Raw genomic sequence first — 21909 nt, 5'->3', positions numbered from 1 at the left:
GAGAACATGGGATATGTATTTGAAAATAAAACGGTCGTCATTACCGGTGCTGCTAAAGGCATCGGGGAAGGCATCGCCAGAAAATTTGCCGACGCGGGAGCGAATCTGGTGCTCTCTGACTACTCGGCTGAGGTCACAGAGACCGCCGAGCGGCTGAGAGAGGAGTACCATGAAAACATTATCTCCTTCGTCGCCGACGTTACCGATGAGGAGCAGGTCACCGAGCTTTATCGGCTCGCGCATCACACCTTTTCCAGCATTGATGTCTCTATTCAAAACGCCGGCATTATTACTATCGACCGCTTCGATAAAATGACGCGTCAGGAGTTTGATAACGTGCTCAGCGTAAACACCACCGGCGTGTGGTTATGCTGTCGCGAAGCCGCTAAGTATATGGTGAAACAGCAGAGCGGACGTCTGATCAACACCTCCTCTGGACAGGGTCGCGTTGGCTTTATCTACACCCCACACTACGCCGCCAGCAAAATGGGCGTAATCGGTATTACCCAAAGCCTGGCGCTTGAGCTGGCTCAGCACAACATCACGGTTAACGCCTTCTGCCCTGGAATTATCGAGACCAATATGTGGGACTACAACGACCGCGTGTGGGGCGAGATCCTAAGTACGCCAGAGAAGCAGTATAAAAAAGGCGAACTGATGGACGAATGGGTGCAGGGGATCCCCCTCAAGCGGGCGGGCAAACCCGCCGACGTGGCCGGGCTGGTGGCGTTTCTGGCGTCTGAGGACGCGGCTTATATTACGGGGCAAACCATCAACGTTGATGGCGGCTTGATCATGTCGTAACACATTCTGGAGTAAAACCATGGATAAATACTTTTCTCAACGGCTGTTCGACTTAAGCGATCGCGTCGCGTTTATCACCGGGGCAGGAAGCGGTATTGGCCAAATGATTGCCTACGGCTTTGCCAGCGCGGGGGCGAAGGTCGCCTGCTTCGATCTGCGTGAGGATGGCGGCCTGGCGGAAACCGTGAGCACCATCCAGGAGATGGGCGGCAGCGCCTTCGCTTATACCGGCGACGTACGCGATATTGCGCATCTGCGCGCCGCTATCGCTGAAGTGAAAAAGCAGTTTGGTCGTCTGGATGTTGCCCTCAACGCCGCGGGGATTGCCAACGCTAATCCGGCGCTGGAGATGGAGCCGGATCAGTGGCAGCGGGTTATCGATATCAACCTGACCGGCGTCTGGAACAGCTGCAAGGCCGAGGCCGAGCTGATGCTGGAGAGCGGCGGCGGCTCGATCATCAATATCGCCTCGATGTCCGGCGTGATTGTTAATCGCGGCCTGGAGCAGGCCCATTACAACTGCTCCAAGGCGGGGGTGATCCACTTAAGTAAAAGCCTGGCGATGGAGTGGGCGGAGAAGAATATTCGCGTTAATACCATCAGTCCGGGCTACACGGCCACCCCAATGAATACGCGTCCAGAGATGGTGCATCAGACAAAATCCTTTGAGAGCCAGACGCCGATGCAGCGTATGGCGAAGGTTGAGGAGATGGCGGGTCCGGCGATTTTCCTCGCTGCGGATGCATCCTCGTTCTGTACCGGCGTAGATCTGCTGGTCGATGGCGGGTTTGTTTGCTGGTAACTGTTTGTTAGTAAAAAAAACGGGTCACCTGAGGTGACCCGTTTTCGTTTTCAATTACAGCTTACGCGGCGTCGTTTCGTGCGCGTGATCGTCTTCGCGGCAATCGCCTTCAGCGCAGTGACCGTACAGGTAGAGGCTGTGGTTAGTCAGGCGAATGCCATGCTTGGTGGCAATTTCACGCTGACGAGCTTCGATAGAGTCATCGCTGAACTCGATCACTTTGCCACAGTCAAGGCAGATCAGATGATCGTGGTGATGCTGCTGGGTCAGTTCGAAAACGGATTTGCCACCTTCAAAGTTGTGGCGGGTCACGATCCCGGCATCATCAAACTGGTTAAGCACGCGGTACACGGTAGCCAGACCAATTTCCTCGCCCATGTCGATCAGACGCTTGTATAAGTCTTCCGCACTGACATGATGGTTATCCGGTCCCTGAAGCACTTCCAGAATTTTTAAACGAGGAAGCGTGACTTTCAGGCCGGCCTTCTTTAATGCGGTGTTATTGTCAGTCATGCGGAGTCTGTCCTGTTGCTAATCGATCCACTTCCGAGGCGGAAGTTAATGAGAATGACCTTGAGTAAATGCGTCTCATTATAGAATTGCCACTTCTTAATGAAAACTACAAGTCCTCAAGTAAAGTATGCGTATAAAACGTGGTCTCGCCAACAAACAATTGTGACGCGGCCCGTTTGACCAGGGGATATTGTACAGGTATGTACACGAAAGTTAAAAATTTGTAGCAATTATTTCTATTGCTTTTATCTATCAATAGCAGCGCAGCCCTAAGGCTGCGCCGTCTAAAATCAGGCGTTCACGATCTCGTCCAGGTGCAGCTCTTCGGAGATCTGCTTCACCCACTTCTCAACGCGTTCAGCGGTCAGCTCCGGCTGACGATCTTCGTCAATCGCCAGACCGACAAAGTGATCGTCATCGGCCAGGCCTTTAGAGGCTTCGAAGTGGTAACCCGCCGTTGGCCAGTGGCCTACGATAGTTGCACCGTTAGGCTCGATAATATCACGAATGGTGCCGAGGGCGTCACAGAAGTACTCTGCATAGTCCTCCTGATCGCCGCAGCCAAACAGCGCCACCAGCTTACCGTTGAAGTCTACCTCTTCCAGCGTCGGGAAGAAGTCATCCCAGTCGCACTGCGCTTCACCATAGTACCAGGTCGGGATGCCCAGCAGCAGGATATCATAGCCTTCCAGATCTTCTTTGCTGCTCTTGGCAATGTCATGCACGTCGGCAATCTCTTTACCCAGCTGCTTTTGGATCATCTTCGCGATATTTTCGGTGTTACCGGTGTCGCTACCGAAAAAAATGCCTGTAATTGCCATGAGTAAAATAACCTCTTGAAACTTAATGATATGGTGGTGGAGCACAGCCCACGGATAAGGGCAATAATAGCAGAACAGAGCCGTACGCGAAATTCGTAATCGTCCGGACTGCACTCTGTGCTACATGAAAGTGTGATTTGACGAGGTTTTCAGACGTCGCCCTGGCGGTGCAGGGCCTTGAGCTGAGTTAACAGCAGCTCTTCAATTAGCTCGCTACGGCTGATCTGCCGTGCGTCTGCCAGCGCGTTGAGCGCCTCAACGGCATCGGCATTCATCTTTAGCTCGACGCGCTTAAGCCCACGAACTTTATCGCGTTTAAGCTGGTTACGCTTGTTGATGCGTAGCTGTTCGTCACGCGAAAGCGGATTCGTTTTCGGTCGTCCCGGGCGACGCTCGTTCGCGAACAGATCTAGTGTCGTACGGTCCGTTTGTTCTTTTGCCATGATTTTGGGTGACGTCGGGGAAAACAGGCGGCCAGGGTAACCCTGCGCGATTAGCGCGTCATCATACATCAGCAGAGCAGGGACGCCAACGACCGTAAGCCTTGCAGCGTCTGGTCGCCGGGTTTTTAATCAGCCTGCATCACTCGCCAGATAGCGGCGGATCGCTCTCAATACCGCCTCAGGCTTTTCAGCGTGCACCCAGTGACCGGCCCCGGCGATCACGTGTGCCCGGGCCTGGGGGAACTGGGCGAGGAGCGCATCGCGATGTGCCTCGGTAACGTAGGGGGACTGTCCGCCGCGTACAAACAGCGCCGGGCGATCCCAGGCGGGCACGGTCTGCCAGCCGACAATATCCTCATAGCGATCCCACAGTATCGGCACGTTGAAGCGCCACTCGCCGTCGATAAAGGATTTCAGAAGAAACTGAATAACGCCCTCTTCATGCAGCGTCTGGCGCATCAGAGCGGCAGCCTGCTGGCGGCTGGTGGCCCCGACGGTTGTTACCGTTTTGATAGCGGCAAAAATCTCATCGTGACGGCGCACCTGATAGTCAACCGGCGCGATGTCAATGGCCACCAGCTGATCAATACGTTCAGGGGCAAGCTGGGTAAGCGCCATCACCGCCTTGCCGCCCATTGAGTGGCCGATAAAGGTCGCTTTCTCCAGGCCCACGGCGTCGAGGGTATCGAGCAGATCCTGGGCCATGGCTGGGTAATTCATCTCTGGCGAACGGGGAGAGAGACCATGGTTGCGCATATCCACCTGAATGATATCGTGATCGTTTACCAGATCGCGTGCCAGCACGCCGAGGTTGTCCAGGCTGCCAAACAGGCCATGGACCAGAACAATGGGAGAATTGTTGTGCGGATGTTGTGCAGATTGCGCTCGGGTATTCAATTTCATGGCAAAGTTCTTTTTTTCGCTCTGTCGGGTTAGGGTATTATGTTGACCATTCTGCCGCCTGGCTGCAAGGGGTCGATGCGAACCGACTTTTGCCTGACGCTAACCGTTGTTGAGATTTCGCCTATAATCCCAACAGCTTGTATTCAGATAAGATACTCCACTGGATTAAAATGAAAACGATCGAAGTTGATGATGAGCTTTACAGCTATATTGCTAGCCACACCAAACACATCGGCGAGAGCGCATCCGAGATTTTACGGCGGATGCTGAAGTTTACCGCCAACGGCAGCAGGCCAGCGGCCACCGCCCCGAAAGAGGCCGCCATTGTCAACGTTCCGGCCGAGGTGAAGCCGGTTAATCCTGTGAAAGACAAGGTTCGTGCCATGCGCGAACTGCTGCTGTCTGATGAATATGCAGAACAGAGAAAAGCGGTTAACCGCTTCATGCTGGTGCTGTCTACACTCTATTCATTGGATGATAAAGCGTTTGCCGAGGCGACGGAGTCCCTGCATGGTCGTACCCGCGTCTACTTTGCGGGCGATCAGCAGACGCTGTTGCAAAACGGGGCACAGACCAAGCCTAAGCACCTGGCAAATACGCCATACTGGGTGATCACGAATACCAATACGGACCGTAAACGCAGCATGGTGGAGCATATCATGCAGTCGATGCAGTTCCCGGCGGAGCTGATTGACAAGGTTTGCGGCACAATTTAACCCTTGCATAAGAAGGATCAGGCAATGGCAAACCATGAACGCGCAGGGCAGCCTGCACAACAGGGCGATCTGATTAACGTCGCTCAGCTTACCGCGCAGTATTACGTGCTGAAGCCGGAAACAGGCAATAGCGAACATGCGGTAAAATTTGGCACCTCCGGCCACCGCGGTAGCTCGGTACGCCACAGCTTCAACGAACCGCACATTTTGGCTATCGCCCAGGCGATTGCCGAAGAGCGCGCTAAAAACGGCGTCACCGGGCCGTGCTATGTTGGCAAGGACACCCATGCCCTTTCCGAGCCGGCGTTTATCTCCGTGCTGGAAGTGCTGGCCGCTAACGGCGTGGACATCATCGTGCAGGAGAACAACGGCTTTACGCCAACGCCTGCGGTGTCGAACGCTATCCTTGAGCATAACAAGCAGGGCGGTGCGCAGGCTGACGGTATCGTTATTACCCCTTCGCACAACCCGCCGGAAGATGGCGGCATCAAATATAATCCGCCTAACGGTGGCCCGGCCGACACCAACGTCACTAAGGTGGTAGAGGATCGCGCCAACGCGCTGCTGGCAGCCGGGCTGGAAGGGGTGAAACGCATCACCCTTGATGAAGCCATGACCTCTGGTCGCGTGACCGAAAAGGATCTGGTTCAGCCCTTTATTGAAGGTCTGGCCGAGATCGTCGATATGGCGGCCATCCAGAAAGCGGGCCTGAAGCTGGGCGTCGATCCGCTGGGCGGCTCCGGCATTGAGTACTGGAAGCGCATTGCTGAGCACTACAAGCTGGATCTGACCATCGTTAACGATCAGGTCGATCAGACTTTCCGCTTTATGCACCTCGACAAAGATGGCGCGATCCGCATGGACTGCTCCTCTGAGTGCGCAATGGCGGGCCTGCTGGCGCTGCGCGACAAGTTCGATCTGGCCTTTGCCAACGACCCGGACTATGACCGTCACGGCATCGTCACCCCGGCAGGGCTGATGAACCCGAACCACTATCTGGCGGTAGCAATCAACTACCTGTTCCAGAATCGTCCGCAGTGGGGCAAAGAGGTAGCGGTAGGGAAAACCCTGGTCTCCTCAGCGATGATTGACCGTGTGGTCAACGATCTGGGCCGTAAGCTGGTGGAAGTGCCGGTGGGCTTCAAGTGGTTTGTTGATGGTCTGCACGACGGCAGCTTCGGTTTCGGCGGCGAAGAGAGCGCCGGGGCTTCGTTCCTGCGCTTTGACGGCACGCCGTGGTCTACCGATAAAGACGGTATTATCATGTGCCTGCTGGCCGCAGAGATCACCGCCGTCACTGGTAAAAACCCGCAGCAGCACTACGATGAGCTGGCAGAGCGTTTTGGCGCGCCAAGCTATAACCGTCTGCAGGCCGGGGCAACCTCAGCGCAGAAGGCCGCGCTGTCGAAGCTGTCGCCAGAGATGGTGAGCGCCAGCCAGCTGGCAGGGGATCCGATCACGGCTCGTCTGACCGCCGCGCCGGGTAACGGTGCGTCTATTGGCGGGCTGAAGGTGATGACCGACAACGGCTGGTTTGCCGCACGTCCGTCAGGTACGGAAGACGCCTACAAAATTTACTGCGAAAGCTTCCTCGGTGAAGAGCACCGTAAGCTGATCGAGAAAGAAGCGGTAGAGATTGTTAGCGAAGTGCTGAAAAACGCCTGATGCTGCTCAGCGCCCGGCGGCATCGCGCTGCCGGGCGTTATTGTTTCCGCGTAATGTAGCTTTACTCTTTGATCACGTTACACCATACCGCTTTACGTCCCTCATGCTCCTGAATGTAGACCCCCTGTAGCTCCGGTGCGAAGCCCGGCAGCAGATTGATCCCCTCTTCAAGCGCGGTAAAATAGCGCAATACAGACCCTCCCCAGACCTCACCCGGCACGACGCACAGTACGCCTGGCGGGTAGGGGAGCGCACCTTCGGCAGCGATCCGCCCTTCGGCCTCGCTCAGCAGAACCAGCTCGCTCTCGCCGCGAATAAAAGCGTAGTTGGCCTCCTGGGGCGACATACGTACCGGCGGCAGGCAGGCTTTGCGGAACATCTCTTTTTGCAGCTGCTTAACGTTGTTACGTGCGTAGAGGTTGTGCATCTCCTGACAGAGCTGGCGCAGAGTGTAACCCGCGTAACGCTGCGGATGCTGGTGGTAGATCGACGGCAGCACGTCCTGCAGAAGCGCATCGCTGGCCAGCAGCACCTCAAACTGTGCCAGCCGGGCTACCAGCTGTTGCAGTTTGCCCATCTCTTCCGCAGGCGTCAGCAGGAAGAGAATCGAATTAAGATCGCACTTCTCCGGCACCACACCGTTTTCGCGCAGGTAGTTGGCGAGGATCGTCGCCGGTACGCCAAACTCCTCATACTCACCGGTGGCGGCATCGATGCCCGGCGTGGTCAGCAGCAGCTTGCAGGGATCGATAAAGTACTGGTGGGGCGCATAGCCCTCAAAGGCGTGCCAGTTCTCTCCGGGTACAAAATGGAAGAAGCGCAGATCGCGGGCGATCTCAGCGGTGTTGTACGACTCCCATGGGCGACCGTCTACCGTTGTCGGAACGAAAGGACGGATAAACTTGCACTGATTGAGGATCATCTTGCGGGCCTCGACGCCCTGCTCAACACAGCGCATCCACATCCGTTTGCCGCTCTCGCCCTCGTGCATCCGGGCGTTAACGTCCAGCGCAGCAAAGAGCGGATAGAAGGGGCTGGTGGAGGCGTGCATCATAAAGGCGTTGTTCAGGCGCTTGTGCGGAACGTAGCGCGGCTGGCCCTTGATATGGCTATCCTTTTTATGGATCTGCGAAGTCTGAGAGAAGCCCGCCTGCTGCTTGTGCACCGACTGGGTAACCAGAATGCCGGGATCGTTTTCATTGAGATCCAGCAGCAGCGGCGAGCAGTCGGCCATCATCGGGATAAACTGTTCGTAGCCCACCCAGGCCGAGTCAAACAGGATGTAGTCGCAGAGATGACCGATGTTATCTACCACCTGACGGGCGTTGTAGATGGTACCGTCATAGGTGCCGAGCTGGATCACCGCCAGACGGAACGGCCGCTGACGCTGGGCATGCTCAGGTGCTACCTCCGCAACCAGTTCACGCAGGTACGGCTCTTCAAAGCAGTGCGCGTCAATGCCGCCGATAAAGCCGTAGGGGTTACGCGCTGTCTCCAGATAGACCGGGGTAGCTCCCGCCTGCAGTAGCGCTCCGTGGTGGTTAGACTTGTGGTTATTACGATCGAACAGCACCAGATCCCCAGGCGCCAGCAGGGCGTTAAGTACCACCTTGTTAGCCGACGAGGTGCCGTTGAGAACGAAGTAGGTCTTATCGGCGTTAAAGACCTTTGCCGCATGCTGCTGGGCCAGGCAGGGCGCGCCTTCGTGGATCAGCAGATCGCCCATCGCCACGTCGGCGTTACAGAGGTCGGCCCGGAACAGCGCTTCGCCGAAGAAATCCACAAACTGGTTGCCGGCAGGGTGGCGACGGAAAAACTGCCCGCCCTGGTGCCCAGGACAGTCAAAGGCGCTGTTGCCCTGCTTGACGTAGTCCGTTAAGGCGCTGAAGAAGGGCGGACGCAGGCCACGCTCATATTTCAGCGCGGCGGCCTCAAGCTGACGGCCATAATATTCCCGGTTGGCATTACCGTACTGGAAGACGCCATAAATATCGGGAAGGTAAATTGCCGGAACACATTCCGCCTCGTGGGTCATGACGAAGATGGGGATGTTAAATCCGGTCTCTTCAATCTTTTCTACCATCCCTTTATGTATATCATTAATAGAGAGTACGGCGGCAGCAACATCAATAAAGTTACTGTCGTGCAGGTCAATTATATCACGGCGGGTAGCGATAAACTCATGGCAGGCGCGGCTGGCCGCTATTTTCAAGCGTTGCATAGTTAATCCTTATTTTAGATAATAGTTGTCCCTCAATCCTTATAAAGGATTGATTTTACAGGTTAGGATAGTGCTTGGGTCTAACTGGTTTCGCGGGCCATTTTATCGGTGAAATTAAATTTAGCCGTGAAGTTGATCAATAAAAATAGAATGGAAGAGTAATGTTTGTATTAATTACGCGCTTATTTAAAGTAATGGGATTATTCCGCGGGTTTAAATATGAAGCTAAAAGTGAATTATATTTAAAGCATAAAGCGGTAGCCAATGCCGGTTTCAGTAATAAAGTGGCGCGGGCGAGCCGGATCGTTTTCCAGCTTCTGGCGCAGGTGGCCCATATAGATACGCAGATAGTGGCTGTGTTCTACCGCGTTGGGTCCCCATACCTCACGCAGCAGCTGCCGCTGGGTGAGTACCTTACCGTGGTGGCCTATCAGCACCGCCAGCAGGCGAAATTCGATGGGGGTCAGGTGGATCTCCTCTTCGCCACGCTGAATGCGCCTGGCGGCGAGATCAACGCGCACATCGGAGAAGGTCACCAGCGGATCGCTCTGGCTGCTGCTGCCGTGACGGCGTAGCGCCACCCGCAGGCGCGCCTGTAGCTCTCCAATACCAAACGGCTTGCTGAGATAGTCGTCCGCCCCGGCGTCAAGGGCGGCAATTTTATCCTGCTCCTCGGCGCGGGCAGAGAGCACGATAATGGGCGTCTGGCTCCACTGTCGCAGGTCGCGGATAAAATCGAGTCCATCACCGTCGGGCAGGCCCAGGTCGAGGATAACTGCATCGGGCTTGCGCGTTGCGGCCTCCAGCAGACCGCGCTGCATCGTCTGCGCCTCGTGTACCCGCAGGCCATCAGCCTCCAGCGCGGCGCGCACAAAGCGAATAATGGCCTGTTCATCCTCAACGATTAAAATGTTAATTACGCTTCTCCGGTTAAATCATCAAGCCCTGGCGGCGTCGTTTGCGGAAGTGTAACACGAAAGCGCGCTCCCCCCTCGGGCCGGTTTGCTACGCTAATCGTGCCGCCGTGGACCTCAATAATGGCTTCACAGATAGCCAACCCCAGCCCCACCCCCGGAATAGATGACTCTTTGTTACCCCGGGCGAATTTAGCGAAAATTGACTGCTCTTGTCCCGCCGGGATCCCCGGCCCGCTGTCCCATACCTCCAGCAAGAGCTGATTCTCATCCCGGCAGACGTTAATGCCGATGGTCGCTGCTGGCCCGGCATACTTCATCGCGTTCTCCAGCAGGTTGACCAGCACGCGCTCAAACAGCGGGCCGTCTACCTGCACCAGCATTAGCGGGTCGGGCAGGTCTAGCTGAACCGCTCGACCGCCGCTGATGGGATCCAACGCTTGCAAAGCGCTGCCGACGATCTCTTCCAGCGTCAGCCACTCCAGCTTCAGGCTGAAGCCGCCGGACTGAATGCGGGCCATGTCGAGCAGGTTATTCACCAGCCGGGTCATGCTCAGTACCTGCTGGCGGATCTCGCTGGCCTGCGGGGCGTGCTGCGATCCTGCGCTGGCCAGGTCGAGGGTCAAAATTTCCGCCTGGCCAAACAGCACGGTCAGCGGGGTGCGCAGGTCATGGGAGAGCGCCGCCAGCAGCGAGTGACGAATGTTCTCCCGCTCGCTGGTCAGCCTGGCGTGCTGCTCGCTAGTGGTTAATGCCAGCCGCTCCAACGCGCTGGCTACCAGCAGGGCGAAAGTTTCCAACAGCCGCTGCTGCTCGGGGATCATCAGCTGACGCAGGCTGGCTGGTTCAACGATCGCAACTCCTCGGGATTTATCGCCGTTTTTTAGAGGCAGAATAAGATAAGGCACCCCGGGCAGGGTATCGGTACCGGCTCCGGCGGGTAGGCCCTTGCTCAGGCTCCACTGGGCGATGGCCTCATCCCACGGGGTCATGCTCTGCGCCGGCGTCACTGCCCGCAGCTTACCGCTCTCGTCCGGGAGCAGGATCTGGCTGCGGGCATGGAAGATGGATTGAATAAATCTCTCGCCAGTGAGGGCAATGTCCTGTTCGCTGCGTCCCACCGCCAGCGCCTTCGACATCTCATAGAGGTGGCGCGTTCGCTGCTCGCGGTAGCGGGCAATGCGGGCCTGATAGCGCACCCCTGCGGTCAGGTTGCCGATTACCAGCCCCACCGTCAGCATCACCCCGAAGGTCAGCAGATACTGCACGTCGGAGACCGCCAGCGTGCCGCGCGGGGCGATAAAAAAGAGATCGAAGCTAACGACGTTAATGACGGTCGCCAGCACTGAGGGCCATCGCCCATAGAGCAGGGCAACGATCACCACCCCCAGCAGGTAGAGCATCACCAGGTTGGCGGCGTCAAAGGCGATAAGCCACTGGCTGGCAATAAAAGTAATCAGAGCGCAAAGCGCGATCGCCACCAGGCCGCCGGTAATTTGAACCCGCCACTTTTCAATGAGCGGGCGGGCGTCGGCGTGGCGCGGAGTGAACGGGCCAGCACTCTCTTCCAGGGCGACGACAAGCAGATCGAGATCGGGCGCGTGACGGGCAAGGCGCTCGGCGAAAGAGGGAGGGTGCCACCAGCGGCGCTGGCCCTGGCGGCCAATGACGATTTTGCCGAGGTTATGCTCCCGGGCGTAGCGCAGCACGGCCCGCTCCTCCGCCGGATCGGCAAGGGTCGCGGTCTCCGCCCCCAGCGACTGCGCCAGCCGCAGGGCGCTCAAAATAGCCCGCCGCCGCTGGGCGGGCAGCTTGTGCAGGGTCGGCGTCTCAACATATACCGCATGCCAGACGCTGCCCAGTTTTGCCGCCAGCCGCGCGGCGGTACGCACCAGCTTCTCATTGCCCTGGCCGTGGCCGATACAGAGCAGGATGGCGTCGCGGGTATGCCAGACCTTCTCCATACCCTGATTGTCACGCCAGGCACGCATCTGGGAATCGACGCGGTCGGCGGTGCGCCGCAGAGCCAGTTCGCGCAGGGCGATCAGGTTACCTTTGCGAAAGAAGTGCTCAATAGCGCGCTCGGCCTGGCCACCCATATAAACCTTGCCGTCGTGCAGGCGCTGGCGCAGATCGTCCGGGGGCAGGTCAACCAGCACGACGTCATCGGCGGCGTCAAAAAAGGGATCCGGCACGGTCTCCCGTACCTGGATCCCGGTCACGCCGCTTACCACGTCGTTCAGGCTCTCCAGATGCTGCACGTTGAGGGTGGTGAAGACGTCTATCCCCGCCTCCAGCAGCTCCTCGACATCCTGCCAGCGCTTCGGGTGGCGGGAGCCGGGAGCGTTGGTGTGGGCCAGCTCGTCCATCAGGATCAGTGCTGGACGCCGGGCCAGTGCCCCATCAAGATCGAACTCAGCCAGACGTCGTCCCCGATGGTTAACGGCGTTGAGCGGCAAAACCGGCAGGCTCTCCAGCATCGCTGCCGTCTCTTTACGACCATGGGTCTCTACCACCCCTGCAACAATGTCCAGCCCCTGCGCCCGCAGCCGCTGCGCTTCGGCGAGCATGGCAAAGGTTTTGCCCACCCCCGCGCAGGCCCCGAAAAAGATTTTCAGCTTGCCGCGATGCGTGCTGCTGGCCTGCTCCAGCAGGCGATCGGGATCGGGACGCAACGGCTCGTCTGTCATTCAGGTGTGTCCTTATACGCATCGAGGGCGAGGTTAAGCTCCACAATATTCACTCCCGGCTCGCCGGTAAAGCTCAGCAAGGGTTTGTGGGTATGTTTGGCGACCAGCTGTGTGACCTGGGCAATCGGCAGATCGCGTGCCGCCGCCACGCGCGGGATCTGCCAGGCCACGGCCTGCGGCGACAGGCCGTAATCCAGCCCGCTGGCCGAGGCGGTAACCAGCTCAACCGGCACGCGGGGGGTAGCCTGCGGGTTGGCGGCCCGCAGCGCCGCGACGCGGGCGGTAATCGCCTCGTCCAGCGCCGGGTTACTGCCCGCCAGGTTGCTACCCCCGGAGGCCAGCGGATTATAGGGCGCGTCGGCGGTGGCGGAGGGGCGACCCTGGAAGTAGCCCGGCGCGCTAAAGTTCTGTCCGATCAGACGCGAGCCGCGGATCTGATTATCCTCCAGGATCAGCGAGCCGTTGGCCTGTGCTGGAAACAGCCCCTGGCCGAGCAGAGTCGCGATCAGCGGATACAGGCCGCCGGTAATCAGCGTTAACAGCAACAGCAGTAGAAATGCGGGACGAAAGAAAGTCATGGTGTGATCCCCTTAGACCAGGCCGAAAAGTGTTAACAGCAGATCGATGGCTTTGATGCCCATAAAGGGCACGATCAGCCCGCCCAGACCGTAGATCCACAGATTACGGCGCAGCATCGCCTGGGCCGAAAGTGGCGTATAGCTCACCCCTTTTAAGGCCAGCGGGATTAGGACGATAATAATCAGCGCATTGAAGATCACCGCGCTCAGGATCGCCGAGTTGGGAGAATGGAGATGCATAATATTCAGGGCGTTGAGCGGCGGGTAGGTGACCGCAAACGCGGCGGGAATAATGGCAAAGTACTTCGCCACGTCGTTGGCGATGCTAAAGGTCGTCAGCGAGCCGCGGGTCATCAGCATCTGCTTGCCAATATGCACCACCTCGATCAGCTTAGTGGGGTTGGAGTCGAGATCTACCATATTCCCCGCCTCTTTGGCCGCCTGGGTGCCGGAGTTCATCGCCACCGCCACGTCGGCCTGGGCCAGCGCCGGGGCATCGTTAGTCCCGTCGCCGGTCATCGCCACCAGCCGGCCCTCAGCCTGATACTGACGGATCAGCGCCAGCTTGGCTTCCGGCGTGGCTTCCGCCAGAAAGTCATCCACCCCCGCCTCGGCAGCAATCGCGGCGGCGGTCAGGCGGTTATCGCCGGTGATCATCACCGTTTTGATGCCCATCTTGCGCAGCTGGGCGAAGCGGGCTTTGATCCCACCCTTAACCACGTCCTTCAGGGGGATCACCCCCAGTACCCGGTTGCCCTCGGCGACCACCAGCGGCGTTGCCCCCCGGCTCGCCACCTGTGCAACCAGCGCCTCGACCTCGGCGGGAAACTCGCCACCGTTAGCGGCAATGTGACGACGCAGGGCATCCACCGAGCCTTTGCGGATCTGCCGATCCTGAATGTTGATGCCGCTCATCCGCGTCTGGGCAGTAAAGGGAACAAAGGTCGCGTTCAGGCTCTGCACGTCGCGCTCGCGCAGGTTAAAACGCTGCTTCGCCAGCACCACGATGCTGCGCCCCTCCGGCGTCTCATCCGCCAGCGAGGCCAGCTGCGCCGCATCGGCCAGCGTGCGCTCGTCCACTCCCCGAGCGGGTAAAAACTCGGCGGCCTGGCGGTTGCCAAGGGTGATGGTTCCGGTCTTATCCAGCAGCAGGACATCGATATCGCCCGCCGCCTCTACCGCCCGACCGCTGGTGGCGATCACGTTTGCGCCCAGCATCCGGCTCATCCCGGCGACGCCGATGGCGGAGAGCAATCCGCCGATGGTGGTGGGGATCAGACACACCAGCAAAGCAACCAGCACGGTGACGCTAACCGCCGTTCCGCCCCAGGCAGAGAAGGGCCACAGGGTAGCGGTGGCCAGCAGGAAGACAATCGTCAGGGCCACCAGCAGAATAGTCAGCGCGATCTCGTTGGGCGTTTTTCGCCGCTGCGCCCCTTCGACCATGGCGATCATCCGGTCAAGGAAGGTCTCGCCGGGGTTGACGCTGCAGCGGATCACCAGCCAGTCCGAAAGGATACGCGTGCCGCCGGTTACCGAGGCAAAGTCACCTCCGGATTCACGGATCACCGGCGCGGACTCGCCGGTAATGGCGCTCTCATCCACTGAGGCACCGCCCTCAATGGCCTCGCCGTCGCAGGGAATGATATCTCCCGCTTCGACCAGCACCACGTCCCCCCGGCGCAGGTCGGCTGCCGGGATGCGGTCCGTCGGGGCGCCATACTGCGGGGTGCGCAGTTTGCGGGCAAAGGCAGTTTTGTTGACGCCCTTCAGGCTGCTGGCCTGAGCTTTGCTGCGCCCCTCCGCCAGCGCTTCGGCGACGTTAGCAAACAGCACGGTAAACCACAGCCAGAGGCTAATCGCGCCGGTAAAGGCTGCGCTGCCGCTCAGATAGCCTGCGGCCATCGCCATCGCCAGCAGGGTAGTGAGCAGGCTGCCGATCCAGACGATAAACATCACCGGGTTACGCCACTGCACCCGTGGGTTGAGTTTTACAAAAGAGGCTAATAGCGCCTTGCGAACCAGCGCGGGTTCGAACAGGGCAAGTTGCTTACGACTCATAAAGGCTCCCGCCAGGCTTAGCGTAAGGAAAGGTGTTCCGCGATCGGGCCTAAGGCCAGCGCGGGGATAAAGGTCAGCGCGCCAACGAGCAGCACGGTGCCGATCAGCAGGCCAACAAACAGCGCGCCGTGGGTGGGCAGCGTGCCGGGGCTGACGGGCTGGCTCTTTTTCATCACCAGCGATCCGGCGATGGCCATCACCGGCACGATCACGCCAAAGCGACCCACGAACATGCAGAACGCCAGCAGACAGTTCCAGAACGGGGTATTGGCGCTGAGACCGGCAAAGGCGCTGCCGTTGTTGTTGGCGGCAGACGAGATTGCGTAGAGCACCTCGCTAAAGCCATGGGCTCCAGGGTTGAGCATGCCTGCACGTCCGGCGTCGGTCATCATTGCCAGCGCCGTGCCGAGCAGCACCAGCGCAGGGGTGACGAGGATCGCCAGCGCGGTCATCTTCATTTCTCGTACGTCGATCTTTTTCCCCAGATACTCCGGCGTGCGGCCGATCATCAGCCCGGCGATAAACACCGCCAGCAGCACAAAGAGCAGCATCCCGTAAAGGCCCGAGCCAACTCCGCCGAACACCACCTCGCCGATCTGCATCAGCCACAGCGGCACCATCCCTCCCAAGGCAGTAAAGGAGTCGTGCATCGCATTGACCGCGCCGCAGGAGGCGGCGGTCGTCACCACCGCAAACAGGCTGCTGGCGAGGATGCCAAGGCGGCTCTCTTTCCCCTCCATATTGGCACTGCCGTCTGCCCCCAGCGCCGTCAGGTGCGGGTTACCGTGTAGCTCGGCCCACATCACCAGCCCGGCGCAGAGGACAAAAATAATCGCCATCGCCCAGAGGATGGCGTGGCCCTGGCGGCGGTCGCCTACCGCATCACCGAAGGCGAAGCAGAGCGCGGTGGGTATCAGGAAGATTGCCAGCATCTGAAGAAAGTTGGTCAGCGCCGTCGGGTTCTCAAACGGATGCGCGGAGTTAGCGTTGAAGAAGCCGCCGCCGTTGGTCCCCAGCATTTTGATCGCCTCTTGAGACGCGACCGGTCCCATCGGCAGCAGACCCTTAACGCCCTCCAGCGAGGTGTAGGGCTGGTAGGCGTTGAGATTTTGCAGAACTCCTTGCTGAATGAACACTAACGCCAGCAGCAGCGAGAGGGGCAGCAGCACCCACAGGGTAATGCGGGTAATATCCACCCAAGCATTACCCAGAGTGTTGACGCTTTTGCGGGAAAACGCGCGAATAAGCGCGAAGATCACCGCCATCCCGCTGGCGGCAGAGAGAAAGTTCTGTACCGCCAGGCCAGCCATCTGGCTAAAGTAGCTCAGGGTGCTCTCGCCACTGTAAGATTGCCAGTTGGTGTTCGCCACAAAGCTCACGGCGGTGTTCAGGGCCAGGTGCCACGATAGCCCAGGCAACTGCTGCGGGTTAAACGGCAGCTGCGCTTGAAACAGCAGCATCAGAAACAGGACCAGCACGCCGAGCAGGTTAATGGCAAGGATCGCCAGCAGATAGTGATGCCACGTCATCTCACGCGGCTGAATGCCGGTTATGCGCCAAAGGCCACGCTCGAGCGTGGCCGTGCCTGGCAGGGATCGGTCCGCAATCAGCCTCGCCAGCAGCGTCCCCAGCGGACGCGCCAGTAGAAACAGCACCAGTAAAAAGCTGGCTATCAGTAAAAACGCCTGCGCCGCCATCAGAAGGCCTCCGCGTTAATCAGGGCATAAACCAGATAGCCCAACAACAGGAAAACCAGTACCACACCGGTTATCACGCCTGCACTCACACTCCACCTCCGTGGTGTTCTTAGGATGTGCAGTGAAGGTAGGTTTTTCGGCGCAAAGATTTTGCAAAAATTGGCGGGGCGGATGTAAAAAAAGTATAAAAATCACAAAGGCACAATTTAACTAATGTTTAGTATTAATTTAACTGTTTTGTAACTTTCCTACGGGGGAAATGTAAATTTCAGCGCAACGGTGAAAAAATAGTGGTCGGATGAGTAGTAAAATTACCGACAAAGCGGTACTATTTTAACCAGCAACGTTAATTGATTATTCCGGTGAACATTACCGACACGCCAGCCTCGTGAAGGATGACGGGGTAAAAAGGGGGAAAAACGTATGTCTTTATATCAAGATTATCCAGCACATGTGGTCTTTGCCCGTCGCGTTTTTGCCGTCGTGGCAGGCATAGCGGCGCTGCCGTTTATGCTGTTCTGGAAAGATCGCGCCCGTTTTTATAGCTATCTGCACCGCGTCTGGGCGAAAACCAGTGACAAGCCGGTATGGATGGATCAGGCCGAAAAAGTGACCTGCGATTTCTATTAATAGGGCAAAGCCCACACAGCAACGAGTCAAACCGCCCTTCGGGGCGGTTTTTTTATGCTCGGAAAGTGAAAAACCCCAGCAGAGCCGGGGTTTTCAAAACTTTTGCCTGATATGCTTTCACTAGAACCCATGCAGCATGGGGGATGATTCGGCACTGGCTAACGTTATGAAGGCAGATTAGCGCAGAGTGATAAGCCGGTCAACCGTGAGGCTATGTAGAGTTCGGTCTGAAAAAACACTATTACCATCAGGAGCAGGAGCGAATATGCCAGGAAGCATACCGGATTACGCACCCATTCTTTCTTTATTATCCCCAGCACGGCTAGCGACAATTGAACGAACCTTTAACATACACTCCCCAATAGAAATATACGGCTTTACTATCTGGCTACAAAACGCAGCAGCTTCGCTTTATCCTCTCCTTCAACAGCTTGAACTCATATTGCGTAATTCAATCGATAAAGCAGCAAAAGAGAGGTTCGGTGAATATTGGTGGAGTACTATTCACTATGATGCCACTAAAGATAATCATACTAAATTTATTAAGGGTATTCGGAACGCTGAGTTGACGTTAAGAAAAAGGTGGCAACACAAAGAGGCGGCACGCTTAGGATCTGACAGGCCGTCACCGGTTACCTCTTCACCCCTTACGTTCGGACATGATGATATTATTGCTGCCACTACGTTTAGTACCTGGGAAGCGGTAATGCTTGAGGCATTACATACCGATCTCAATACAGATAAGCATCTCTATCTCTGGCCATTGTCCCTGACAAAAGCGTTCAGAAGGCTTAGCGTCATTGACCATCGTCCCACTGAAGCACGTCGCAAAGTGCTAAATCTTTTAAAAGAGATTAGGGATTACAGAAACAGGCTGTTTCACCATGACTGTATCTGGATCAAATCCAAAAGCGTTGATATGCAAACAGCAATTGAATCAATACGAGAAAAAATTAACCTTATTGAGAAACTCATAATATCTATAAGCCCGGCTACGTATAAAGCATTAGATGCCTGGGGGCTTTTTTCCAGTGCGCGAAGAGTATGTTCCGTCGAAGAGTTAAGAATGTATACACACCTCGATTATCCTGGCGTGTGTGAGGCTGATGCCGCTGTTCTTGACAAACTTCTTCAACAGACCGGGTATGGGAAGTTTTCAGTACCGCTTATGCTTAAAAAGCAGGCGTACATATTTTATCAACTTAGATAAGCGGCATTTATTTGTTGGCTTCTTGGTATAACCATCGCGAATTCCTTCTCACTCCGGCTACACTTACACAGAGTCTATAAGGAGCCGCTATGAGTGAGAAAATCCCTGTTGGCATCAGTGCCTGTCTGTTAGGGGAGACCGTGCGTTTTGACGGAGGGCATAAGCGACTGGCCTTTGCCGTGGAAGAGCTGTCGCCGTTGGTACGTTTTGAGCCAGTCTGTCCGGAGATGGCCATCGGCCTGCCGGTTCCCCGTCCTGCACTGCGGCTGATTAAAACGCCAGAAGGTGAAGAGGCGCTGCGCTTTAGCGACGGGCGCGAGGGCGATCTGACCCAGCCGATGCATGACTATGCGCACAAGCGTATCAGCCAGTTCGAACATCTCTGTGGCTACATCGTCTGTGCAAAATCGCCCAGCTGTGGCATGGAGCGGGTGCGCGTCTACGATGCCGATGGCAAAAACAACCGCAAGGCCGGGCGCGGGATCTATACCGAAGTATTAATGCAAACCTATCCCTGGCTGCCTGTAGAAGAGGATGGCCGCCTGCACGATCCGCTGATCCGGGAAAACTTTGTTGAGCGTATCTACGCCCTGCACGAACTTAACGGCGTACGCGAGCGTGGACTGACGCGCGGGGAGCTGATCGCCTACCACAGCCGCTATAAGCTACTGCTGCTGGCCCACTCCCAGCCCAAGTACCGCGAGCTGGGACGCTTTGTGGCAGCCATTCACGAGTGGGAATCTCTCGATGAGTGGTTTGTTGAGTATCGCCAGCGGCTGATGGATCTGCTCTCTCACCAGGCCACCCGCCGCAACCACACCAACGTGCTGATGCATGTTCAGGGCTACTTCCGTAAACAGCTTAATGCCCGCCAGCGCGAGGAGCTGTCGTCCCTCATTGAGCGCTATCGGCAGGGTACCCAGCCGCTGCTCGCTCCGGTGACGCTGCTCAAGCACTACATGGCCGAGTTTCCCGACGCGTATCTCGCCGGGCAGCGCTATTTTGACCCGTGGCCAGAGACGCTGCGCCTTCGTTACGGACATTAATTCAGGAGCTGTATGACCACCCATCTGGTCTGGTTTCGCGCGGATCTTCGCGTGAAGGATAACCTTGCCCTCGCCGCAGCCTGCCGCCATCGTCACGCGAAGGTGCTGGCGCTCTTTATCTCTACCCCTAAACAGTGGGAAAAGCACGAGATGGCGGCGCGGCAGGCGGCGTTTATGCAGTCCCACCTGCACAGCCTGCAGCAGGGGCTGGCGGAAAAGGGGATCCCACTGCTGTTCGTCGAGGCGGACGATTTTCACGCCAGCGTAGGGGCGGTAAAAAAGGTTTGTGAAGAGCACGGCGTTACGCACCTTTTCTACAACTATCAGTACGAACTTAACGAACGTCAGCGCGATGCTGCGGTCGAGCGGGCGCTGCCTGAGGTGGCCTGCCAGGGGCTGGATGACAGCGTTATGCTCGCCCCGGGCAGCGTGATGACCGGCGATCGGCAGATGTATAAAGTCTTTACGCCCTATAAAAATGCGTTTCTGCGCAGGCTCAGGGAGGATCTGCCCGAGTGCGTGCCTGCACCCGCCGTGCGCGAGGGCGGGGCGCTAAGCGATAAGCTGGAGCCGCTTACTCTCAACTATCCACAGCAGGATTTCGATGCCAGCCTCTTTCCGGCGACGGAGCAGGCGGCAGTCGAACGGCTGCGCGAATTTTGCCGGAGCGAAGTAGGGGAGTATGAGGCCCAGCGCGACTTCCCCGCGCTTGATGCCACCAGTCGGCTCTCGGCCTGCCTGGCGCTGGGCGTCATCTCTCCGCGCCAGTGCCTGCACCGACTGCTGGCGGAGCAGCCCGATGCCCTGAACGGCGGCGCGGGCGCGGTCTGGCTGAATGAGCTTATCTGGCGCGACTTCTATCGCCATCTGATGACCTGGTATCCCGATCTCTGCAAGCATCGGCCCTTTATTCCCTGGACCGAACGCGTGCAGTGGCAAAGTAATCCTGAACATCTGCAGGCATGGCAAGCGGGGCGCACCGGCTACCCCATTGTCGATGCAGCGATGCGGCAGATGAATAATACCGGCTGGATGCATAACCGCCTGCGGATGATTACCGCGAGCTTCCTGGTGAAAGACTTACTGATCGACTGGCGCGTCGGAGAGCGCTATTTTATCTCTCAGCTTATTGATGGCGATCTGGCCGCCAACAACGGCGGCTGGCAGTGGGCGGCGTCAACCGGTACCGATGCCGCGCCCTATTTTCGCATCTTTAACCCCACCACCCAGGGTGAAAAATTTGATAAGCGCGGCGAGTTTATCCGTCAGTGGCTGCCTGAGCTGGCGAAGGTGCCTGCGGCATCGCTGCACGATCCCTGGGCATGGGCAGATAAGCAGGGCGTGACGCTGGACTATCCTCGCCCGGTGGTCGATCATAAACAGGCCCGCACGGCCACCCTGGCCGCGTATGAAGCCGCACGAAAATCGTAGAGAGGGATGATGAACAACACCGAACTGGAACGCCTGATTAATGACAAGCTTAATAGCGCGGCCTTCAGTGACTATGCCCCTAACGGCCTGCAGGTCGAGGGGCGTGACGAAGTACGAAAAATTATTACCGGCGTGACCGCCAGCCAGGCGCTGATCGATGAGGCAATCCGCCAGCAGGCCGATGCGATCATCGTCCATCACGGCTATTTCTGGAAAGGGGAGTCCCCGATAATCCGCGGCATGAAGCGCAACCGCCTTAAAGCCCTGCTTGCCAATGATATCAATCTCTACGGCTGGCACCTGCCGCTGGACGCGCACCCGGAGCTGGGTAATAACGTGCAGCTGGCAGCGCTGTTAGGCATCACTGTGAAAGGCGAAATTGAGCCGCTGGTTCCCTGGGGCGAGCTGGCGATGCCGGTGCCTGGCCTTGAGCTGGCGTCGTGGATCGAAGCCCGACTTGGCCGTCGGCCACTTTGGAGCGGCGATACCGGCCCGGCGGAGGTGCGTCGCGTGGCGTGGTGTACCGGTGGCGGCCAGGGCTTTATCGACAGCGCCGCCCGTTTCGGCGTCGATGCCTTCATTACCGGCGAGGTCTCCGAGCAGACCATCCACAGCGCCAGGGAGCAGGGGCTGCACTTCTACGCCGCGGGGCATCACGCCACCGAACGCGGCGGTATCCGCGCCCTCAGCGAGTGGCTGACTGAAAATACAGATTTAGACGTCACCTTTATCGATATTCCCAATCCGGCATGATGCAAGGGGGA

At 57.7% G+C, this 21909-nt stretch carries 20 protein-coding genes; 9 read left to right on the top strand and 11 right to left on the bottom strand.

The annotated features are described in order from the left end of the window. The first annotated feature begins 6 nt into the window (after positions 1-6). Positions 7-804 (top strand): SDR family oxidoreductase, encoded by a 798-nt coding sequence (locus RTN40_RS03615; RefSeq protein WP_312227260.1) that lies wholly within the window; start codon positions 7-9, stop codon positions 802-804. Between the two features lie 19 nt (positions 805-823). Next, the gene (locus tag RTN40_RS03610) at positions 824-1606 is read left to right on the top strand and encodes an SDR family oxidoreductase (RefSeq protein ID WP_312227259.1); all 783 of its coding nucleotides are present in this window, start codon (positions 824-826) and stop codon (positions 1604-1606) included. Between the two features lie 54 nt (positions 1607-1660). On the opposite strand, the gene fur is transcribed toward RTN40_RS03610, so the two are convergent. The 4 genes from fur to ybfF form a co-directional block, all read right to left on the bottom strand. After that, positions 1661-2119: a ferric iron uptake transcriptional regulator gene (gene fur, locus RTN40_RS03605; RefSeq protein ID WP_312227258.1), complete on the bottom strand. Its 459-nt coding sequence runs from the start codon at positions 2117-2119 to the stop codon at positions 1661-1663. A 290-nt stretch (positions 2120-2409) separates the two neighbouring features. After that, positions 2410-2940: a flavodoxin FldA gene (gene fldA, locus RTN40_RS03600; RefSeq protein ID WP_181016609.1), complete on the bottom strand. Its 531-nt coding sequence runs from the start codon at positions 2938-2940 to the stop codon at positions 2410-2412. A 149-nt stretch (positions 2941-3089) separates the two neighbouring features. Beyond that, a complete protein-coding gene (gene ybfE, locus RTN40_RS03595; RefSeq protein WP_312227257.1) occupies positions 3090-3383 on the bottom strand; it encodes a LexA regulated protein in 294 nt (97 codons plus the stop codon). 129 nt (positions 3384-3512) lie between these two features. Next, the gene (ybfF, locus tag RTN40_RS03590) at positions 3513-4286 is read right to left on the bottom strand and encodes an esterase (RefSeq protein WP_312227256.1); all 774 of its coding nucleotides are present in this window, start codon (positions 4284-4286) and stop codon (positions 3513-3515) included. 170 nt (positions 4287-4456) lie between these two features. Between ybfF and seqA the strand changes: the two genes are divergently transcribed. Then, positions 4457-5002 (top strand): replication initiation negative regulator SeqA, encoded by a 546-nt coding sequence (seqA, locus tag RTN40_RS03585; protein ID WP_312227255.1) that lies wholly within the window; start codon positions 4457-4459, stop codon positions 5000-5002. A gap of 24 nt (positions 5003-5026) precedes the next feature. Beyond that, complete coding sequence (gene pgm, locus RTN40_RS03580) at positions 5027-6667, top strand: phosphoglucomutase (alpha-D-glucose-1,6-bisphosphate-dependent) (protein ID WP_312227254.1); 1641 nt, start codon at positions 5027-5029, stop codon at positions 6665-6667. 61 nt (positions 6668-6728) lie between these two features. Here the strand turns inward: pgm and speF are convergent, their stop codons facing one another. From speF to kdpF, 7 genes are all read right to left on the bottom strand, one after another. Continuing rightward, on the bottom strand, positions 6729-8888 hold the full coding sequence (speF, locus tag RTN40_RS03575) for an ornithine decarboxylase SpeF (RefSeq protein WP_312227253.1): 2160 nt from the start codon (positions 8886-8888) through the stop codon (positions 6729-6731). 242 nt (positions 8889-9130) lie between these two features. Then, positions 9131-9805, bottom strand: coding sequence for a two-component system response regulator KdpE (gene kdpE, locus RTN40_RS03570; protein WP_312227633.1), 675 nt, complete (start codon positions 9803-9805; stop codon positions 9131-9133). Then, the gene (gene kdpD, locus RTN40_RS03565) at positions 9805-12492 is read right to left on the bottom strand and encodes a two-component system sensor histidine kinase KdpD (protein WP_312227252.1); all 2688 of its coding nucleotides are present in this window, start codon (positions 12490-12492) and stop codon (positions 9805-9807) included. Before kdpD ends, kdpE begins: the two co-directional genes overlap by 1 nt. Continuing rightward, positions 12489-13070: a potassium-transporting ATPase subunit KdpC gene (kdpC, locus tag RTN40_RS03560; protein WP_312227251.1), complete on the bottom strand. Its 582-nt coding sequence runs from the start codon at positions 13068-13070 to the stop codon at positions 12489-12491. The genes kdpD and kdpC overlap by 4 nt, the downstream gene beginning before the upstream one ends. Before the next feature lie 12 nt (positions 13071-13082). Further along, positions 13083-15131: a potassium-transporting ATPase subunit KdpB gene (kdpB, locus tag RTN40_RS03555; RefSeq protein ID WP_312227250.1), complete on the bottom strand. Its 2049-nt coding sequence runs from the start codon at positions 15129-15131 to the stop codon at positions 13083-13085. Positions 15132-15148: 17 nt separating this feature from the next. After that, positions 15149-16828: a potassium-transporting ATPase subunit KdpA gene (gene kdpA / locus RTN40_RS03550; RefSeq protein WP_312227249.1), complete on the bottom strand. Its 1680-nt coding sequence runs from the start codon at positions 16826-16828 to the stop codon at positions 15149-15151. Further along, positions 16828-16917 (bottom strand): K(+)-transporting ATPase subunit F, encoded by a 90-nt coding sequence (gene kdpF, locus RTN40_RS03545; RefSeq protein ID WP_042392117.1) that lies wholly within the window; start codon positions 16915-16917, stop codon positions 16828-16830. The genes kdpA and kdpF overlap by 1 nt, the downstream gene beginning before the upstream one ends. Positions 16918-17251: 334 nt before the next feature. On the opposite strand from kdpF, the gene RTN40_RS03540 reads away from it, so the two are divergent. The 5 genes from RTN40_RS03540 to RTN40_RS03520 all read left to right on the top strand — a co-directional run bounded on the left by RTN40_RS03540 (position 17252) and on the right by RTN40_RS03520 (position 21898). Next, positions 17252-17458, top strand: coding sequence for a YbfA family protein (locus RTN40_RS03540; RefSeq protein ID WP_312227248.1), 207 nt, complete (start codon positions 17252-17254; stop codon positions 17456-17458). 265 nt (positions 17459-17723) lie between these two features. Continuing rightward, positions 17724-18668, top strand: a complete 945-nt coding sequence (locus RTN40_RS03535; protein WP_312227247.1) for a CAAX protease — start codon at positions 17724-17726, stop codon at positions 18666-18668. Between the two features lie 89 nt (positions 18669-18757). Next, entirely contained in the window at positions 18758-19714 is a 957-nt protein-coding gene (locus RTN40_RS03530) for a DUF523 and DUF1722 domain-containing protein (RefSeq protein WP_312227246.1), read from the top strand. Between the two features lie 12 nt (positions 19715-19726). Beyond that, positions 19727-21145 carry a deoxyribodipyrimidine photo-lyase gene (gene phrB, locus RTN40_RS03525; RefSeq protein ID WP_312227245.1) on the top strand — a complete coding sequence of 473 codons (1419 nt, stop codon included), beginning with the start codon at positions 19727-19729 and terminating at the stop codon, positions 21143-21145. Between the two features lie 9 nt (positions 21146-21154). Next, a complete protein-coding gene (locus RTN40_RS03520; RefSeq protein WP_312227244.1) occupies positions 21155-21898 on the top strand; it encodes a type 2 GTP cyclohydrolase I in 744 nt (247 codons plus the stop codon). The last annotated feature ends 11 nt before the right edge of the window (positions 21899-21909 follow it).

It is taken from the genome of Pseudescherichia sp., from assembly GCF_031987975.1.
GTDB lineage: Bacteria > Pseudomonadota > Gammaproteobacteria > Enterobacterales > Enterobacteriaceae > Pseudescherichia.
Note: the sequence above shows the minus strand (reverse complement) of the source record. Positions and strands in the feature narration are given on the sequence as shown.

Excerpts from the sequence above, each read along its gene's own strand:
- RTN40_RS03615 (WP_312227260.1), top strand. The coding sequence starts at position 7 with ATGGGATATGTATTTGAAAATAAAACGGTCGTCATTACCGGTGCTGCT.
- RTN40_RS03610 (WP_312227259.1), top strand. The coding sequence starts at position 824 with ATGGATAAATACTTTTCTCAACGGCTGTTCGACTTAAGCGATCGCGTC.
- fur (WP_312227258.1), bottom strand. The coding sequence starts at position 2,119 with ATGACTGACAATAACACCGCATTAAAGAAGGCCGGCCTGAAAGTCACG.
- fldA (WP_181016609.1), bottom strand. The coding sequence starts at position 2,940 with ATGGCAATTACAGGCATTTTTTTCGGTAGCGACACCGGTAACACCGAA.
- ybfE (WP_312227257.1), bottom strand. The coding sequence starts at position 3,383 with ATGGCAAAAGAACAAACGGACCGTACGACACTAGATCTGTTCGCGAAC.
- ybfF (WP_312227256.1), bottom strand. The coding sequence starts at position 4,286 with ATGAAATTGAATACCCGAGCGCAATCTGCACAACATCCGCACAACAAT.
- seqA (WP_312227255.1), top strand. The coding sequence starts at position 4,457 with ATGAAAACGATCGAAGTTGATGATGAGCTTTACAGCTATATTGCTAGC.
- pgm (WP_312227254.1), top strand. The coding sequence starts at position 5,027 with ATGGCAAACCATGAACGCGCAGGGCAGCCTGCACAACAGGGCGATCTG.
- speF (WP_312227253.1), bottom strand. The coding sequence starts at position 8,888 with ATGCAACGCTTGAAAATAGCGGCCAGCCGCGCCTGCCATGAGTTTATC.
- kdpD (WP_312227252.1), bottom strand. The coding sequence starts at position 12,492 with ATGACAGACGAGCCGTTGCGTCCCGATCCCGATCGCCTGCTGGAGCAG.
- kdpC (WP_312227251.1), bottom strand. The coding sequence starts at position 13,070 with ATGACTTTCTTTCGTCCCGCATTTCTACTGCTGTTGCTGTTAACGCTG.
- kdpB (WP_312227250.1), bottom strand. The coding sequence starts at position 15,131 with ATGAGTCGTAAGCAACTTGCCCTGTTCGAACCCGCGCTGGTTCGCAAG.
- kdpA (WP_312227249.1), bottom strand. The coding sequence starts at position 16,828 with ATGGCGGCGCAGGCGTTTTTACTGATAGCCAGCTTTTTACTGGTGCTG.
- RTN40_RS03540 (WP_312227248.1), top strand. The coding sequence starts at position 17,252 with ATGTCTTTATATCAAGATTATCCAGCACATGTGGTCTTTGCCCGTCGC.
- RTN40_RS03535 (WP_312227247.1), top strand. The coding sequence starts at position 17,724 with ATGCCAGGAAGCATACCGGATTACGCACCCATTCTTTCTTTATTATCC.
- RTN40_RS03530 (WP_312227246.1), top strand. The coding sequence starts at position 18,758 with ATGAGTGAGAAAATCCCTGTTGGCATCAGTGCCTGTCTGTTAGGGGAG.
- phrB (WP_312227245.1), top strand. The coding sequence starts at position 19,727 with ATGACCACCCATCTGGTCTGGTTTCGCGCGGATCTTCGCGTGAAGGAT.
- RTN40_RS03520 (WP_312227244.1), top strand. The coding sequence starts at position 21,155 with ATGAACAACACCGAACTGGAACGCCTGATTAATGACAAGCTTAATAGC.